At 55.4% G+C, this 15,385-nt stretch carries 16 protein-coding genes; 5 read left to right on the forward strand and 11 right to left on the reverse strand.

Annotation, left to right across the window (positions count from 1 at the left end):
* Nucleotides 1-60: 60 nt before the first annotated feature.
* Nucleotides 61-756, reverse strand: coding sequence for an LrgB family protein (locus tag PU624_RS21065; protein WP_283546503.1), 696 nt, complete (start codon nt 754-756; stop codon nt 61-63).
* A complete protein-coding gene (locus PU624_RS21070; RefSeq protein ID WP_283546504.1) occupies nt 749-1,174 on the reverse strand; it encodes a CidA/LrgA family protein in 426 nt (141 codons plus the stop codon). The genes PU624_RS21065 and PU624_RS21070 overlap by 8 nt, the downstream gene beginning before the upstream one ends.
* A 103-nt stretch (nt 1,175-1,277) precedes the next feature.
* Here PU624_RS21070 and PU624_RS21075 point away from each other — a divergent pair, with 103 nt between their 5' ends.
* Nucleotides 1,278-2,180, forward strand: coding sequence for a LysR family transcriptional regulator (locus PU624_RS21075; RefSeq protein ID WP_283546505.1), 903 nt, complete (start codon nt 1,278-1,280; stop codon nt 2,178-2,180).
* Nucleotides 2,181-2,225: 45 nt separating this feature from the next.
* Here PU624_RS21075 and PU624_RS21080 read toward each other — a convergent pair whose 3' ends face one another.
* The 4 genes from PU624_RS21080 to soxR all read right to left on the reverse strand — a co-directional run bounded on the left by PU624_RS21080 (nt 2,226) and on the right by soxR (nt 6,915).
* Nucleotides 2,226-3,875, reverse strand: a complete 1,650-nt coding sequence (locus PU624_RS21080) for a Na+/H+ antiporter (protein WP_283546506.1) — start codon at nt 3,873-3,875, stop codon at nt 2,226-2,228.
* Between the two features lie 145 nt (nt 3,876-4,020).
* Nucleotides 4,021-5,370, reverse strand: coding sequence for an NCS2 family permease (locus tag PU624_RS21085; RefSeq protein ID WP_283546507.1), 1,350 nt, complete (start codon nt 5,368-5,370; stop codon nt 4,021-4,023).
* A 354-nt stretch (nt 5,371-5,724) separates the two neighbouring features.
* Nucleotides 5,725-6,390: a glutathione S-transferase family protein gene (locus PU624_RS21090; protein ID WP_283548051.1), complete on the reverse strand. Its 666-nt coding sequence runs from the start codon at nt 6,388-6,390 to the stop codon at nt 5,725-5,727.
* A gap of 39 nt (nt 6,391-6,429) precedes the next feature.
* On the reverse strand, nt 6,430-6,915 hold the full coding sequence (gene soxR, locus PU624_RS21095; RefSeq protein WP_283546508.1) for a redox-sensitive transcriptional activator SoxR: 486 nt from the start codon (nt 6,913-6,915) through the stop codon (nt 6,430-6,432).
* 100 nt (nt 6,916-7,015) lie between these two features.
* Here soxR and soxS point away from each other — a divergent pair, with 100 nt between their 5' ends.
* Complete coding sequence (gene soxS, locus PU624_RS21100) at nt 7,016-7,441, forward strand: superoxide response transcriptional regulator SoxS (RefSeq protein WP_283546509.1); 426 nt, start codon at nt 7,016-7,018, stop codon at nt 7,439-7,441.
* A 253-nt stretch (nt 7,442-7,694) separates the two neighbouring features.
* Nucleotides 7,695-7,976, forward strand: coding sequence for a YjcB family protein (locus PU624_RS21105; protein WP_283546510.1), 282 nt, complete (start codon nt 7,695-7,697; stop codon nt 7,974-7,976).
* Nucleotides 7,977-8,042: 66 nt separating this feature from the next.
* Here PU624_RS21105 and PU624_RS21110 read toward each other — a convergent pair whose 3' ends face one another.
* Together PU624_RS21110 and PU624_RS21115 are read right to left on the reverse strand one after the other, a co-directional pair.
* Nucleotides 8,043-8,993 carry an ATP-grasp fold amidoligase family protein gene (locus PU624_RS21110; RefSeq protein WP_136197507.1) on the reverse strand — a complete coding sequence of 317 codons (951 nt, stop codon included), beginning with the start codon at nt 8,991-8,993 and terminating at the stop codon, nt 8,043-8,045.
* An 8-nt stretch (nt 8,994-9,001) separates the two neighbouring features.
* Nucleotides 9,002-10,258, reverse strand: a complete 1,257-nt coding sequence (locus tag PU624_RS21115; protein ID WP_283546511.1) for an oligosaccharide flippase family protein — start codon at nt 10,256-10,258, stop codon at nt 9,002-9,004.
* Between the two features lie 524 nt (nt 10,259-10,782).
* Between PU624_RS21115 and PU624_RS21120 the strand changes: the two genes are divergently transcribed.
* Complete coding sequence (locus PU624_RS21120; RefSeq protein WP_090963707.1) at nt 10,783-11,178, forward strand: transposase; 396 nt, start codon at nt 10,783-10,785, stop codon at nt 11,176-11,178.
* 922 nt (nt 11,179-12,100) lie between these two features.
* Here the strand turns inward: PU624_RS21120 and PU624_RS21125 are convergent.
* Entirely contained in the window at nt 12,101-13,060 is a 960-nt protein-coding gene (locus tag PU624_RS21125) for a DMT family transporter (RefSeq protein WP_283546512.1), read from the reverse strand.
* A gap of 82 nt (nt 13,061-13,142) precedes the next feature.
* Complete coding sequence (locus PU624_RS21130; protein WP_283546513.1) at nt 13,143-13,970, reverse strand: AraC family transcriptional regulator; 828 nt, start codon at nt 13,968-13,970, stop codon at nt 13,143-13,145.
* A 120-nt stretch (nt 13,971-14,090) separates the two neighbouring features.
* On the opposite strand from PU624_RS21130, the gene PU624_RS21135 reads away from it, so the two are divergent.
* Nucleotides 14,091-14,612, forward strand: coding sequence for an isochorismatase family protein (locus PU624_RS21135; protein WP_283546514.1), 522 nt, complete (start codon nt 14,091-14,093; stop codon nt 14,610-14,612).
* 69 nt (nt 14,613-14,681) lie between these two features.
* Here PU624_RS21135 and ssb1 read toward each other — a convergent pair whose 3' ends face one another.
* Nucleotides 14,682-15,233: a single-stranded DNA-binding protein SSB1 gene (gene ssb1, locus PU624_RS21140; protein ID WP_283546515.1), complete on the reverse strand. Its 552-nt coding sequence runs from the start codon at nt 15,231-15,233 to the stop codon at nt 14,682-14,684.
* Between the last annotated feature and the right edge of the window lie 152 nt (nt 15,234-15,385).

Below are 15,385 nucleotides of genomic sequence, written 5' to 3' on the forward strand. Positions count from 1 at the left end.
ACTTTACGTAAAAATACGTGTCTCTCACAGGGAGGTCTGCCGTCCGCAACGCAGTGTAGACTATATTGTCCACATCAGGTGCCCAATCAGCGGAGCCAGTACCACGGTCACAACGCCCGAGAGCATCATCACCAGGCTGGCGACCACGCCCTCCTGCTGGCCAAGCTGATAAGCGCGGGCCGTTCCGGCACCGTGTGACGCCGCCCCAAACCCGGCCCCTTTCGCCACACCCTGCTTAATCGCGATGCGCAGAAACAACACATCACCTACCGCCATGCCAAACACGCCGGTGATCACCACAAACAGCGCCACCAGATCGGGCTGACCGCCAATCGGTCCGGCTGCGGCCAGCGCAAACGGCGTAGTAATGGAGCGCACGGCCAGACTGCGCTGGATTGACTCTGGCAGGGTTAACAGCCGCGCCAGCCAGACCGAACTGCAGACGGCGACCAGCGTGGCGGTCAGAACGCCCGCGCTCAGCGACAGCCAGTGGCGCTTGATAATCTCCACGTTCTCATAAACCGGCACTGCAAACGCCAGCGTCGCCGGTCCCAGCAGCCAGAGCAGCCAGTGGTTTTCGGCGATGTAATCCTGCCAGCTGATGTGCGTCAGCAGCAACAGCGTCACCAGCACCAGCGGCGTCATAACCAGCGGCATCAGCAGCAGCGTGCGCCAGCGACGATAGAGCCGTTTATTCAGCCCATAAACCAGCAGCGTAACCGCTACACAAAGCAGGCTCAGCAGAAAATCACGCATGGGGATCCTGCTTACGCGCGGCGCGCGCGACTTCATACTGATAGAGCCGGTCCACGACCCAGGCGGTAGAGGCCAGCACCAGCATCGTGCTGACGCCAATCACTACGCAGATGCGCCAGCCCTCGACCCGCAGCAGATCGCCATAGTTCACTACCGCCACGACGGCCGGAATGAAGAACAGCAGCATCTCAGCCAGCAGCCAGCGTGAACCGGCTTTTACCCAGTTCAGTGGCACAATCCGCGTCACGATTAATGCCAGCAGCAACAACATCCCGACAATATTGGCGGGCAGCGGCAGGTGCAGCCAGCTCACCAGCCGGTCGCAGGCGACAAACAGGCCGATATAAAAACCCAGCTGCAGCGGCAGGCTGAGCCATTGCACTGCACGGTTGCTGCGTAAAGTGAGCGCCAGCGCCATCACGTTGTCTCCCCGATTAAATGGATGTCATCAGTATAAAACGCCCGCATAAGGTGAAAAAAATGAATTAAAATTATCCAAATCATGCCTGAAAGGAATAGTTATGGACGTGCGCGCCCTGCGTTACTTTACTGAGGTGGTCCGGCAGCAGAGCTTTACCCGTGCGGCGCAAAAGCTGTTTGTGACGCAGCCGACCATCAGCAAAATGCTGCGTCAGCTGGAGGAGGAGCTGGGTTGCACGCTGATCCTGCGCGATGGCCGTCGTCTTCACCTTACCGACAGCGGCCAGGCGGTCTATCAGCGTGGCCTGACGATCCTGCAGGAGTTTCATCAGCTGGAAGCCGAGATTGGTGACATCAACCAGCTCAAAACCGGCGAGCTGCGGCTCGGTATTCCGCCGATGGTCGGTATGCAGATAGCCGGATCGATTTCCGCCTTTCGCCGCCGCTATCCCGGCGTGAAGCTGAAAATATCTGAGTTCGGCGGTCTGACCGTTCAGCAGGCGGTGCTGGCGGGCAGTCTGGATATCGCCCTGACCGCCCTGCCGGTTGATCCGGAGCTTCCACTGAACACCCTGCCGCTGATGAATCATCCGCTCTGTGTACTGCTGCCGCGTCGCCCGGAGTGGCTCAGCCGCCAGCAGATTGGGCTGGCTGAGCTGGCTGAACATCCGCTACTGATTTTCAATGAGGAGTTCTCGCTGAATCGTCAGCTGATGCAGGCGTTCCAGCGACTCAGCCTGACGCCAACGGTAGCGGTGCGGAGTGGCCAGTGGGATTTTCTGGCGGCGATGGTGCAGGCCGAGATGGGGCTGGCGATTCTGCCGGAGCCGATCTGTCAGCGGCTGGATAAGCAGTCGTTACTGTGGCTGCCGCTGGAATCGGAGTTGCAGTGGAGTCTGGGATTGATCTGGCGGGAAGGGAGTTATCTGTCGCGCAGTGCGCAGGCGTGGATAAACTGTTGTCGCGAGCACTGGCCGGATGAGCCGCCGCGCCTGTCGGTGTGAAAAGCTGGCACGCCCGCATGAATGCGCAGGCGTGCCAGTCAGGGCTTACTCTTCTTTTTCGATCAGCAGCGCTTCCAGCAGATCCAGATCGTGCAGTAACTTCTGCATCGTCTCATTGGATATCTGCTGAGTGGCGCGCAGATGATAGAGCTCGGCGCGTTCGGCACGCAGTCCGGTCAGACGGAAGCGACGCTCAAGGTTTTCAGCAAACAGCGCGTGTTCGAGATCGTTCTTCCCTTCGGCGCGACGACGTAAGTTGCCAATCACGCGCAGACTGACCTCTTTGAGCAGTTCCGGATCGATATTCTCTTCCGACTCGTTTTCCAGCCGCTCTTCCATCTTATGCAGGCTCTCAATTGCGGCACCCGCCATCACCGCACGGGCATTCTGCAGCTCGCGACGATGCGCACCTTTGTCGATGCTATCAATACCGCGCAGCAGAATCGGCAGCAGCACGACGCCCACCAGCAGCGAGAACAGAATGACCCCGGTGGCGATAAACACCAGCTCATAACGCGCCGGGAAAGGCTCGCCGTTGGTCAGGAACAGGGGAATCGACAGCACACCAGCCAGCGTAATCGCCCCGCGCACACCCGCAAAAGAGGCGATCAGCAGTTCACGCAGCGAGTAGTTTGAGAACTCCATTGGCTTCTTCTTCAGCAGACGTTTGCTGAAACGCTGCATAATCCACAGCCAGCCAAAGCGCACGATCATCAGCGCGGCATAGACCAGTCCGACATCGGCAAACAGCACCCACAGTTCGACGTTAGGATCGGCCTGTGCCTGGTCGATCGAGGTCTGCAGGATGTCCGGCAACTGCAGGCCCAGCATCAGGAAGACCATGCCGTTGAACACGAACTCCAGCATCTGCCAGACGCTGTTTGCACGCAGGCGCATCGCCAGCGGAGCCTGACGGATAATGCCGGAACGGGTGATAGTCATACCGGCCGCCACGGCCGCCAGGATGCCCGAAACACCCAGATGTTCAGCAATCAGGTAAGAGGCGAACGGCAGCAGCAGCAGCAGCACGGTCTGGGTCGCCGGGTCGTCGCCGCTCCAGCGGCTGAGCAGGCGCAGGGATTTACCGTACAGCCAGCAGATCGCCACACCGGCAATCAGGCCGCCCACCGCGACCTTCAGGAACTCCACGCTGGCCCCGCCCCAGGTAAACACCATGGTGCCCATGGCAACGGCCACGGCAAACTTCAGTGAGACCAGGCCCGACGCGTCATTCATCAGGGCTTCACCCTGCACGATCGACATAATCTTCTTGGGAATACGGCCTTCACCGACAATGCCGGAGAGCGCCACGGCATCCGTTGGCGACAGCACCGCTGCCAGTGCAAAGGCGGGGATTAGCGGGATACCCGGCACCAGCCAGTAGATCAGATAGCCGATACCGATCACGGTAATCAGGACCAGCGCCAGCGCTAAGCCAATTATCTCGCGACCATGGTGCAGGAACTCACTGATCGGTGTTTTCCAGCCATCCGCGAACAGCAGCGGCGGAATGAACAGCACCAGAAACAGCTCCGGATCAAAGTCGACATGCAGACCAAATGTTGGCCAGGCCAGCATCGCACCCACGGCGATCTGAACCAGCGGCAACGGGATCTGAAAAGGGAGAATGCGGGCCGCGACGCCAGAGAGCGACACGACCAGCGTCATGATGAGAATAGTAAAAAAGATTTCCATGCTTTCCTTAGGCGTCGTTTCTTTCAGTCATTGGTTAAGCGCTAAAGTGTAAAACAAACGGCGGGGAAGATTGTCAGCTACGCGTGCGCCGGGCGGGAAAAAAGTGAAAAATCCCGGACGCACAGTCGCACGCCCGGTTATACAGTCAGATCGCCCAGCCACCGGCGTAAAACGCCACCAGCGCAACGGCAATAATCACGGTGCCGACGTTGAGCTTCCGCCATTCACCGGCGAAGAGACGCCCCACCACCAGGCTGGCGAAACCGATCATGATACCGGTCACGATGTTGCAGGTGAGCACGATGATCACCGCCGTTAACAGGCCCGACATCGCATCGACAAAATCACCGAAGTCGACTTTCGCCACGTTACTGAGCATCAGCAGACCGACATACATCAAGGCAGGCGCAGTCGCGTAAGCGGGCACCAGATAAGCCAGTGGCGACATAAACAGAATGGCGAGGAACAGCAGGCCGACCACAATCGCGGTCAGACCGGTTTTGCCGCCCGCCGCCGTTCCTGCTGCCGACTCGATATAGACCGCCGCCGGTGACGCGCCCACCAGACCGGCAAAAAGGCTGCTGACCGAGTCGCTGGTCAGCGCACGGCCACCATTAATAATCTGGCCCTGTTTATCCAGCAGATTTGCCTGACCCGCGACCGCGCGAATGGTGCCGGTGGCATCAAAGACCGCCGTCATCACCAGCGCCAGCACGCTGGGCAGCACCGCAGGTTTCATTGCCCCCATGATGTCGAGGCTGAACAGCAGCGACTGACCGCTGGCGTCACGCAGGCTCGGCAGCGCAAACAGCCCCTGATAGCTTACCGCCGGGTCAAAGATCAGGCCCAGCAGCGAAATGGCGATAATCGTCAGCAGGATGCCGCCCGGCACCCGGCGCTTCTCCAGTCCGATAATCGCAGCCAGTCCCAGCAGCGTCATCATCACCGGGAACGTGGTGAAGTGACCCAGCGCCACCGGCAGGCCCGGCGCCGGGTTTTTCACCACCAGCCCCACCCCGTCAGCGGCAATCAGCAGCAGAAACAGGCCAATCCCGACGCCGGTGCCGTGCGCCACGCCCATCGGCAGGTTACGCAAAATCCAGGCACGGATGCCGGTCACGGAGATCAGGGTAAACAGCAGGCCCATCAGGAACACCGCGCCCAGCGCGACCGGCACGCTGATGTGCTGCCCCAGCACCAGGCTGAAAGCGGTAAAGGCGGTTAAGGAGATGGCGCAGCCAATGGCCATCGGCAGATTGGCCCACAGCCCCATAAGGATGGAACCGAAGCTGGCGACCAGACAGGTGGCGACAAACACGGCGGAGGGGGAGAAACCGGCTTTGCCCAGCATTCCCGGCACCACGATGACGGAGTAGACCATCGCCAGGAAGGTGGTGAGTCCGGCCAGAATTTCCTGACGCACGCTGCTGCCGCGCGCCGGGATCGAGAACCAGGCGTCCAGTTTTCCACTGGCCGGGCGTGATTCAGTTGACATAGTTGAGCCTCAAAATTTTTGTTGTGTGGATCGCTCTGCGACCATCGCTGTCCCTGGAATAAGCGGGTAGACGGCGTCACTGTCGGGATAAACCCGCCAGGCAAACGTTTACCTTGCCGCAGATAGTTGGCCGTCAAAATCGGCCAGATAAAAAGGCAGGGGATTATCCGGCGTTTAGCGGCACATTTTCAACTGCCAGAAGGAGATTCTTCAGCATAAAGATCAGGATTAAGCCACAGGCAGGCGCGCGTCATCCGTCAGACTGGAACGCTGAGACCCTGAAGTTAAAGCGATTTTAGTGAGATGGGCACCGGCGCAGCCGTGATGAGTCAGGCCACGCCGGTCGGGAGAGGATTAACCTGGGAGTGAAAGCTCGCCGCCCTGCGCAATCGCACGTTGCCAGGCGGCACGCTGCTGCACAGTCTGCAGCCATTTCTCCGTAGCAGGCATCTGATCGAGTCCGGCACGTCGCGCCAGCGCCAGCAGCGGAAAGCTCATCTGGATATCCGCAATCGAGAAACGCTGACCGGCAAACCAGGGGTTAGCCGCCAGATGCTGTTCGATCATCTGCATGTGGGGCTTAAGCTGTTTATCCAGGAACGCCTTCTGCACCCCTTTACCGAAGGCCGCGCCGACCGGACGCATCAGCCACGGCACCGGCGCTTTGCCCATCTGTCCGAAAATCAGCTTCATCACCAGCAGCGGCATCAGCGACCCTTCGGCATAATGCAGCCAGTAGCGGCACTGTAGCCGTGACGCCTCATCGCTGACTTTCAGCCGGAACTCGTGATCATATTTCTCTTCGAGGTATTCGAGAATGGCCCCTGATTCTGCCACCACCTGGTTCCCGTCGGTAATGACCGGCGATTTCCCCAGCGGATGCACTTTTTTCAGCGCCTCCGGAGCCAGCATGGTCGGTTCGCGTTGATAGCGTTTTATCTGGTACGGCACTTCCAGCTCTTCCAGCAGCCACAGCACCCGATGCGAGCGCGATTTCTCAAGATGGTGAACGGTGATCATCATGATTCCCTGTGTTTTAACCTTCCCCAAGTATAGACGTCACTCCACATCCGGATGTTTATCATCCTGTTCCGGGTCGAGCAGCACCGCACCCGAGCCCTGCTGTCCCAGCCGGTCGCCGGGATTGCGCAGCGGGCAGTCGCGCATCGACAGGCAGCCGCAACCGATGCAGCCATCCAGGTCATTACGCAGGCGGGTCAGGGTTTCAATGCGCTTATCCAGCTCTTCGCGCCAGTGCTGAGTCAGCGCATCCCACTCGAGTGTCGACATACGCTTGTTCGCCGGAATGTGATCCAGACTGTCGCTGACCGTCGCCAGCGGAATGCCGATGCGCTGTGCAATCTTGATAATCGCGACGCGTCGCAGCACATCACGGCTGTATCGCCGCTGATTGCCGCTGTTACGCGTGCTGGAGATGAGCCCTTTGGTCTCATAGAAATGCAGCGCCGAGACCGCCACACCGCTGCGGCGCGCCACTTCACCCGGTGTTAAAACCGGTTTGGGATAGTTGCGTTCTTTTTTCATCAGGCTCTTTACCTCAAGTTAACTTGAGGAATTATACTCGCTCTCCATCGAAACCCCTAAACTCCCATTACCGCTTATTAAGCACCAGAAGGATGAGGCCATGATGCAAGAAGAGATCATTCATTCCCTGACGCACTGGATTGACCAGAACCTGGATAAAAGCCTGTCTATTGATGAAGTTGCAGCGAAATCGGGCTATTCGAAGTGGCATCTGCAGCGTATGTTCCGTTCCGTAACGAAACAGACGCTGGGTGGCTATATTCGTGAGCGCCGCCTGACGCTGGCAGCAGAAGCCCTGTCGCAGACACAGCGGCCGGTGTTTGATATTGCGATGCAGTATGGCTATGACTCGCAGCAGACCTTCTCACGGGTGTTTCGTCGTCAGTTTGCCCAGACGCCGACCGCGTACCGCCACACTATGCGCCGCCAGGCGATTCAGCGCCCTCGCCTGCTGAGTTTTGGCTGTAACGATCCGATTAACAGCTTTACCCAGCGCACCACCGGCGAGTGCTGCCCGGTTCGTTAATTCTCTGTTGCGCCCTCACCGGGCGCATCTGACTGATTTCCCCGCCGTTCTTCTGCTGCTGTTAACGCTTCCTTAGTCCCCCTGCCAGACCCGTGTAAATTTTGTTCAAAATTTAAAATCGAGTGATATAATGTGACCCAAGTCACACTTTGAACCTGGTTTGACGGTGAAAAAGTCTCCCCTGACACACTTTTTCGCCGCCGGTGATGTCCGCAGATTGTCAGGAATACTTACTGATATTGAGGTCCGGCCGATGGCTACGTTAACCGCCAGTTTTCTTGTTATGCGTTGGGAATTGCTGAGCGCAATCATGATGTTTTTTGCCAGCACCCTGAAAACCAAACTTCGTCAGGATAGCCGTCACGTGATGGCCTTTATGTGTGGCGGAATTGGTTTAGGCATGACCTGCTGGTTTGTTACCGGCCTGATGGGCATTACCCTGAGCATGGAAAACGTGAATAACTTCGTGGAAATCTCAAAGCATGCCTTTATCGATGTGATGAGCCAGGCGCCTGCTGACTGGCCGATGCCCTGATCGATTCCCTGAATTTTGCGCATAAAAAACCCCGCTAAGCGGGGTTTTTTATATTGCTGTGTGTGCTTAAATTTTCTTCAACATGGCAGGGATATTAACATCCTGCACTGTAACGCCCGGGCTCTGCGTTCCGCGGCGATCCTGAATCCACATATCTCCCATCATCTGATTTAAACCACGATCTAAGCCGGTGACCAGTCCTGCACCTGGGGTGAAGGTCAGTTCGCCAAAGTAGATGCGTTCGTCATGGATATACCAGTCCACACGCACGTAGTCGAAATCGCTAGCCAGCTTCTTGCTCAGTTCGAGCGCATGTTCCAGTGACGGCATAATCGGTGACACATCCAGACCGGTATCGCGAATCTTGTGATAGGCCTCATTGAGGTTATTCACGTAGAAGTTCATCGACAGCAGCGGCTGGCAGCGGTTGTAGATGACCTGCAGCACATATTCGAACTTGCCATCACGCTTGTTGAACATATGGAACTTGTAATCAATCGGCGCGCTTTTGCCATCACCAATGTACTTCTCAACCAGGATACGTGGCTTGATGTAGCGATAGTGAATCTCACGCGCTTCGTTGGCGAAGTCGGTCTTCAGCCAGCGATAGCAGTCATGAATGATCTGCTGCTTGCGCAGTGCGTCCGGCTCTTCCAGCAGAATCTCGACCATGTTGGAGGCGTGGTTCGGCTTAATCACCGTCCCCTTCCAGCAGGGTAAGCTGTTCAGCGTCGTCGGGTCAGTCGTTTCGTGTACCAGCGGAATCAGGTATTCATTACCGATTTTCTCAGCAATGAATTCGCGCACCGAGTACTTATCTGACAGACGACCGTAATTCTGGTAATCGCCGAAGATAAACTTACGGTACAACACCTTCTCGTTGAACACTTTTGGCTGACGCAGATTGGGCAGCTTTCTGAACTTATGGAAGTAGTAAATGCGATCCTGATAAGCCCAGGGCATCTTCTTAATAAAGTACTGCACACTTTTTCTGAGTTCTTCTTTCAACTTGAGCATATCTGACCTCATTTGTATGTTTTGTAGTTGAGTGAGGAAACCTGAATCTTTTGAATGACGCCGTTTTTAAAGAAGTAATTCATTACGGTCAGGGACAAAAGTTCTGAAAGGAAAACGCTCCACGCGGCCCCCATGATGCCGTGACCCTGGATCAACCACCAGGAGAGCGGCAAACTGATGACCATCAGGCAGATGATTTTCCTCAGCAAGTAGTTAAATCCTCCCTCTTTGACCATGTAGCGATACGCTACGGTCCCCATTGCCGAAAAGCTGGTCGCTATCGACAGCAACGTAATGAGACTTCCTGACTGTGTGTATTCCGGTCCGTACAACGCAATGATGATCCGCTCGCCGTAAAACGAAATGACAAGCAGCATCAATAATGAAACACCCATAACGTAACCGTTAAGCCGCGCCGCCAGCTTAATGGCGACCTCGCCGCGCTCCCTGAAGATCTCAGTGAAGCAGGAGGTAATGAGCGCCACCGGGATAAAAATCCAGGAGGCGGAAATGGTATTTGCCGCCGCAAACAGGCCGAGGTCGCGGGCGGGCGCCGTGCCGGCCAGGAACATCTGCGCCGCTTTGACCTGCACCGAGATAAAGATGCTGGAGATGGCCAGCGGCAGTCCGGCATACATCAGATAGCGCAGATAGGCGGTGCGCTTTTCGCGCGGCGGCATCAGGTCCTGATGGTCCTGATAGAAGTTGTGACGCTTAATCAGGTACGGCACCAGGGTCACGGCGACAATCGACAGCGTCAGCCAGAGCGGATTAAGACGCAGCCAGGCGACGGTGAAGCTGATGCCGAAACTCAGCAGCATGCCCACGGCGTTAGCGATGGTGTTAAGACGCGAGGCAAGACGCGCGTTGTTATAAACGCTGAAGGTGTCCTGGGTGACAAAGACCGAGGCAATAAATGAGGCCAGTGCAAACGCCAGGAAGTTTTCCTGCATGTTGTACCAGACCCAGATTAAGACTGGCACCGACGTGACCAGCAATAACACCATGCGCATCGTACGGGCGATGGTCATCAGGCGCAGGCCTTTTGACGCATTTTTGCTGACGCGCTTAAACAGAATGGTTTCGGTGCCAAAGATTGCAACGGTCTGCACCATTGCAAATAGTGAGGTAGAAAACGCCATCTGACCAAACACCGTTGGGCCAAAAGACTTCGCCACGTAAGACGTCACAAAAATGACGCCAAAAACGGAGATGATCTTCTCAGACATCATCCAGGCGGCATTAGACATTACGCTCAATTTCATCGACTCTTCCTTAGTATTACTCAACTACAACCGCTTCGGTACAACATCCCTGTAACGAATTAATAAGCGCTCAGTGGGCCTGGCGAAAATGTAAGACTTCAGACCAAGCTGGTCCGAAAATTGAGATGCAAATCATAATCCGGAGAGTGAATTCAGGATAATTCTTATTATAAATGGCGCGAATCACTTCAAATGGAAACGATTTCAGGCTGAAAATAAAACAACCTCAAAGCGCCCTACCGGCATATTAATCACGTCGGTCAGGCTAAATATCCAGTGTACGGCGTATTTTTTCGTATTTTGGATGCGATGAATTTATAACAAAAATCCCCCTCCAGGAAGGCACGCCCCCCTGATAAGAATAAAATAAGATTTATCCCATGATGATATTTCTTCTAAATATCTTAATTTAGGCTTCGCAATTCAATTCGCGCACTTTAATACTGCCTTAATAAAATCTTACAGTGCCAGAAATTATTAAAGTCATTCTCATCCATTAATCGATAAGAAAGGTAAGAGCATTTATGAGAAAGTCACGATACAGCGAAGATCAAATCACAAATGCCATTAAAGCTTCTGAATCGGGCGTGAAAGTCAGAGAGATCTGTGAAGAGTTAGGCATCTCTGAAGCCACGTTCTATAGCTGGAAGAAGAAGTTTTCTGGGTTGTCTTCGGAAGAAGGCAGAAAAATCAAGGAGCTGGAAGAAAAACTGCAAAACATCACGCGTGAGTTGCAGACGCTCAACTCGGATAAAGAGATGCTGCAGAGCGTTCTGAAGCACTTCTTTACCACTAATGAAAAACGTCAGGCTGTAGATTTCCTGCAGACTACATTCGACATCGGTACCCGTCGCAGCTGCCGCTTATTAGATATCAGCCGCAGCGTATACCATTATCCGTCAGGCACGGAGAACCGCTAAACCCAATGCTACCGCGCTTTTTAGACTTAACGCTGAGATTTGTTCTTACCAGAAGAGATGAAGATCATTTAACAGGACAATTGCGGCACCCTTTTCCGCTCCATTTATAACTAATGAATGGCTTCACGGCTAAGCTTCTTTTTTTGCGGTAAAATTGATTCACAACAGCAAAAGTCTCGCATTCTACGGCTATTCTTCCCCTCCCAATCTCGTTTACGCGGGATTGGGCCCTCCATTTTATACGTAAGCCCAGCTAATCCTCGGAACTAATTCCCTTCAATTCTATTAAGCCAATTTAAACATCGCACAAAAAATAACCACACCTTTTTTAAGTTAATAGTGGCACTAACTCAAATTTTGCGGCTGCGTTTTAATTCCGGGTGATGGGTTTATTGCATTAACTTACTCCAGGATTAATCCGGGATAAATAGTTTATTACTCCTTATCACTAACGTTAAGTGTCTATCTTTTCACTCTCTTCATTGCGCATCATTGATGCCAGACATTAATCTTTAATTAATAACGCAGCGGCGGACTTTTCTTACTCATTTATCACTGAGTGAAGTTAATAGTGGTTTCTGGCCTCTCTTTCTCAGGGCCATATCGCAATAAATAGCCGCTGATAAAAGCGTAACGTCCATAATGCTGCGCTATTTTTCCTGATTAATGACCGATATCTGAGCAGTACTCCCTTTCCAGGACGGCAAATGGCTGTGCGCAACAGCCCCTGAGTGCCGTTTTTTAACTGAAGAACGGGGGATGAGAGAGGGAGTTGGGGGGAACGGGACAATCACGCAGCGGTATGAAATCGATTTCGCGCCATAAATCTGCCGGAGAGCGAGCAAATCGGGATAGGGTTTAATCTTAAAAAGCCGCGTGGCGGGGTTTCCACGCGGCAGAACAGTGTGGGGGATTTCGCGGTTTACGGGTTTAGTGAGACCACGAGAGGTTGGGGTTTGATACGCATTGCCCACAGGACACCGGCCATCAGACACACAATACCCGTCACGGTGAGCAGCGGAGGCCAGCTTTGATACCAGAGAAAAGTCCACAACAGGCCAAACAGAATCTCGAAAACGATGAGCGGCCCCATCAGTACAGTAGGCAGGCGCTGACTGGCAGCGTTCCAGCATAAGGTGCCCAGCCAGGAACAGAGCAGGCCAATCGTCAGCATCAGGGAGATAAATACCGTGGGACGCGGCCCAAACGGCAGCGAAAAATCGGGCTGCTGCCAGGCGAGCTGCACACTGACCAGCGCATACATGATCAGCGCCATCGGCAGCGTCACCAGGCCCTGCGCGGTGGCCCAGGTCGAAGGACGCAGGTCGGGATGGGTCCGCAGCCAGCGGGCATTGCGCAGCGGATACCAGGTCCAGCAGACCACGGCTAACAGTGCCAGCACGATACCCGTCAGATAACGGCTGAGATCCAGCGTGCCGCCCTGACTCTGAAGTTCCTCCGCATTCACGCAGAGTAGTCCGGCCGCCATCATGACCAGGGCCGGAAACAGCCGCCGCCATGGCAGCCGTCCTTCAAGATGGCCGTAACAGAGATTAGCGGTCACGGCGATCACCACCGGCAGCGTACCGATGATCATAGTGGAGACCGGCCCACCGGTGCGCTGAATGGCGTTCGCCAGAAATGCATAATAGAGGAGGTTCCCCACCAGCGAGAGCTTCACCGCCTCACGCCAGTCAGCCCGCCCCAGCTTGCGCAGGTGACGACGGCCGTGCCAGGCCAGCGGCAGCGCAATCAGTCCAAACGCCACATAGCGTCCCGCCGATTGCAGCGCACCGGGATAGTCAGGCACCAGCAGTGGCCCGACAAAGATCAGCCCCCACATCAGCCCGGCTGTGATGGCAAACATAACACCCGCAAACATGATTTCTTCCTTATATAGCGTTTTGGCAGAGCAGAGTGTGGCGGGTTCGGGCGGGAATTGCTTGTAGCAGATTGCGGTGGTCTCAGGGCTGGTGAACCTGCTTTTGATAGCGGCCCGGCGTGATGCCATAACGGTTTGCAAAAGCGCGGGTGAGATGGGCCTGATCGGTTAATCCCACTGCCGCCGCAACGCTGGCGGCCGCTTCCCCCTGCGCCAGCCTTTGCTTGGCGTCATAGAGCCGGAAAGCCATCAGCATCTGATGCGGCGTAACGTGATAGTGCTGGCGAAAGGCGCGTAAGAAATGCCACGGCGATAACGATGCCAGGGCCGCCAGCTCTTCCAGCCGCACCGGTTCTGCGAGGTTGGCACGCAGATAATCTCTCACCTGATCAAAACGATGACGGGCATCGGGTCTGCCCTGTGAAGACATACGAGCCAGCGGCCGGATCTGCAGCAGCAGTTCAGCGATCAGGCTCTGGCGTGCCAGTTCAGACTCCGCCTGCCAGAGTGCACCCAGCAGGCGGGAGAGCGGCTGGGCCACGCGCGGATCGGTCAGCAGCGCCTCATTAAACCACCAGCCGCAATCGCCGGTGAGTTCATCCATCAGCTGCGGCTGAATGTAGATCATCTGGTAGCGCCAGCCCTCCTCGCACGCTGACTCACCGGTATGCAGCTCATCCGGATTCATCATGACCAGCGAGTTCTCCGGCGCAGTATATTCGGTGCCGCGATAGCGAAAGCGCTGCGCGCCGGCTTCGATTGTGCCGATTCCAAAGGCTTCATGAGTATGGGGTTCAAAGGCATAGCGGGAGATGTGGGCCTGATAGAGTTCCACACCGGGCAGCTCAGCGAGTTGCTGAAACCGGGCGCGGTCTTTCTCACAGGGGAAACTAGCCGGAACACCTTCCACTTCTCTCTCCTTATTTAACCAGTCTGTTTAGCATGCCTGCGACCGGGGTGAAAATGCAAAAGATTGCTATCCGTATCGCCGCAGGTAACACTGTTTTTTTCAGACCGGAAGGGATTAAGCATGGCACAGCGGGTAGTCGTGGTTATTGATATGCAGAACGGGGTTTTCAGCACGCCGCGTTTCGACAGAGCAGGACGGAGTGCACAGATTAACCGGCTGACCGAACGCGCCGATATCACACTCTTTATTCAGCACCGCGAAGGCGCGATGTGCGAGGGCAGTGAGGCTTTTGATCTGCTGCCGGAAATCACTCAGCCTGAGGGCGCCCACTACGTCACTAAAACCGCCTGCGACAGCTTCTGGCAAACTGAGCTGGCCGCGCTGTTAAAGCGGCTGGAGATTCAAGAATTTGTAGTGTGCGGCTGTGCCACCGACTACTGCCTGGATACCACCATAAAAGTCGGGGCCAGTGCGGGCTATGCCATTACCGTTGCCGCCGATGCGCATACCACGGCAGATCGCCGCTGGGTCAGCGCCGAAGCGCTGATTAACCAGCACAATGAGGTCTGGTCCTCCTTGTCGATTCCCGGCAACGTGCCGCGCGTACTGAGCACAGACGAGATTGTGGCGGAATGGTCGTAACAGGCCGTAAAAGCCGCGCATAAAAAAGCCCGCATAAGCGGGCTTTTTTGCACTCTCTGACCAGCGGAATCAGAATGGAATATCGTCGTCGAAATCCATTGGTGGTTCGTTGTTGTTGCTGGCCGGCGCGCTCTGTGGCTGCTGCTGCGGACGAGACTGCGCGCCGCCACTGAACTGGTTGTTGTTGCCCTGCGGCTGCTGCGGCTGACCCCAGCCATTGTTGTTGCCGCCGCCCTGCGCGCCGCCACCTGCTGGCGCGTTACCGCCCTGCTGACGGCCACCCAGCATCTGCATGGTGCCGCCAACGTTAACCACGACTTCGGTGGTGTAACGTTCCTGACCGCCCTGATCCTGCCATTTACGGGTACGCAGCTGGCCTTCGATGTAGACCTGCGAGCCTTTTTTCAGGTATTCGCCTGCGACTTCAGCCAGTTTGCCAAACAGCACCACACGGTGCCACTCAGTGATCTCTTTGTTTTCACCGGTCTGCTTGTCGCGCCAGCTTTCAGAAGTAGCCAGCGTAATGTTGGCAACAGCGCCACCATTTGGCATGTAACGTACTTCCGGATCCTGACCCAGATTCCCGACAAGAATCACTTTGTTAACGCCACGACTGGCCATGTTGCTGTCTCCCGATGAGTTAATGCATACAGTCTAATCCATCAATTCTAACACGTCCTGCGGTCTGTTTCCCACTTTCGAGCGGGGTTCCGGTTTTAATCCTCTGCGCGTCCGAGCCAGAGAGTACTGGATATTTATTCAGTCTATTTTTT

This window comes from Pantoea sp. Lij88 (assembly GCF_030062155.1).
GTDB lineage: Bacteria > Pseudomonadota > Gammaproteobacteria > Enterobacterales > Enterobacteriaceae > Pantoea.

What these genes read in the sequence shown, in the direction of transcription:
- PU624_RS21075 (WP_283546505.1), top strand. Translation starts at nt 1,278, where the DNA reads ATGGACGTGCGCGCCCTGCGTTACTTTACTGAGGTGGTCCGGCAGCAG.
- PU624_RS21065 (WP_283546503.1), bottom strand. Translation starts at nt 756, where the DNA reads ATGCGTGATTTTCTGCTGAGCCTGCTTTGTGTAGCGGTTACGCTGCTG.
- PU624_RS21090 (WP_283548051.1), bottom strand. Translation starts at nt 6,390, where the DNA reads ATGATCACCGTTCACCATCTTGAGAAATCGCGCTCGCATCGGGTGCTG.
- PU624_RS21125 (WP_283546512.1), bottom strand. Translation starts at nt 13,060, where the DNA reads ATGTTTGCGGGTGTTATGTTTGCCATCACAGCCGGGCTGATGTGGGGG.
- PU624_RS21070 (WP_283546504.1), bottom strand. Translation starts at nt 1,174, where the DNA reads ATGGCGCTGGCGCTCACTTTACGCAGCAACCGTGCAGTGCAATGGCTC.
- PU624_RS21135 (WP_283546514.1), top strand. Translation starts at nt 14,091, where the DNA reads ATGGCACAGCGGGTAGTCGTGGTTATTGATATGCAGAACGGGGTTTTC.
- PU624_RS21120 (WP_090963707.1), top strand. Translation starts at nt 10,783, where the DNA reads ATGAGAAAGTCACGATACAGCGAAGATCAAATCACAAATGCCATTAAA.
- PU624_RS21080 (WP_283546506.1), bottom strand. Translation starts at nt 3,875, where the DNA reads ATGGAAATCTTTTTTACTATTCTCATCATGACGCTGGTCGTGTCGCTC.
- PU624_RS21110 (WP_136197507.1), bottom strand. Translation starts at nt 8,993, where the DNA reads ATGCTCAAGTTGAAAGAAGAACTCAGAAAAAGTGTGCAGTACTTTATT.
- soxR (WP_283546508.1), bottom strand. Translation starts at nt 6,915, where the DNA reads ATGAAAAAAGAACGCAACTATCCCAAACCGGTTTTAACACCGGGTGAA.
- soxS (WP_283546509.1), top strand. Translation starts at nt 7,016, where the DNA reads ATGATGCAAGAAGAGATCATTCATTCCCTGACGCACTGGATTGACCAG.
- ssb1 (WP_283546515.1), bottom strand. Translation starts at nt 15,233, where the DNA reads ATGGCCAGTCGTGGCGTTAACAAAGTGATTCTTGTCGGGAATCTGGGT.
- PU624_RS21085 (WP_283546507.1), bottom strand. Translation starts at nt 5,370, where the DNA reads ATGTCAACTGAATCACGCCCGGCCAGTGGAAAACTGGACGCCTGGTTC.
- PU624_RS21115 (WP_283546511.1), bottom strand. Translation starts at nt 10,258, where the DNA reads ATGAAATTGAGCGTAATGTCTAATGCCGCCTGGATGATGTCTGAGAAG.
- PU624_RS21105 (WP_283546510.1), top strand. Translation starts at nt 7,695, where the DNA reads ATGGCTACGTTAACCGCCAGTTTTCTTGTTATGCGTTGGGAATTGCTG.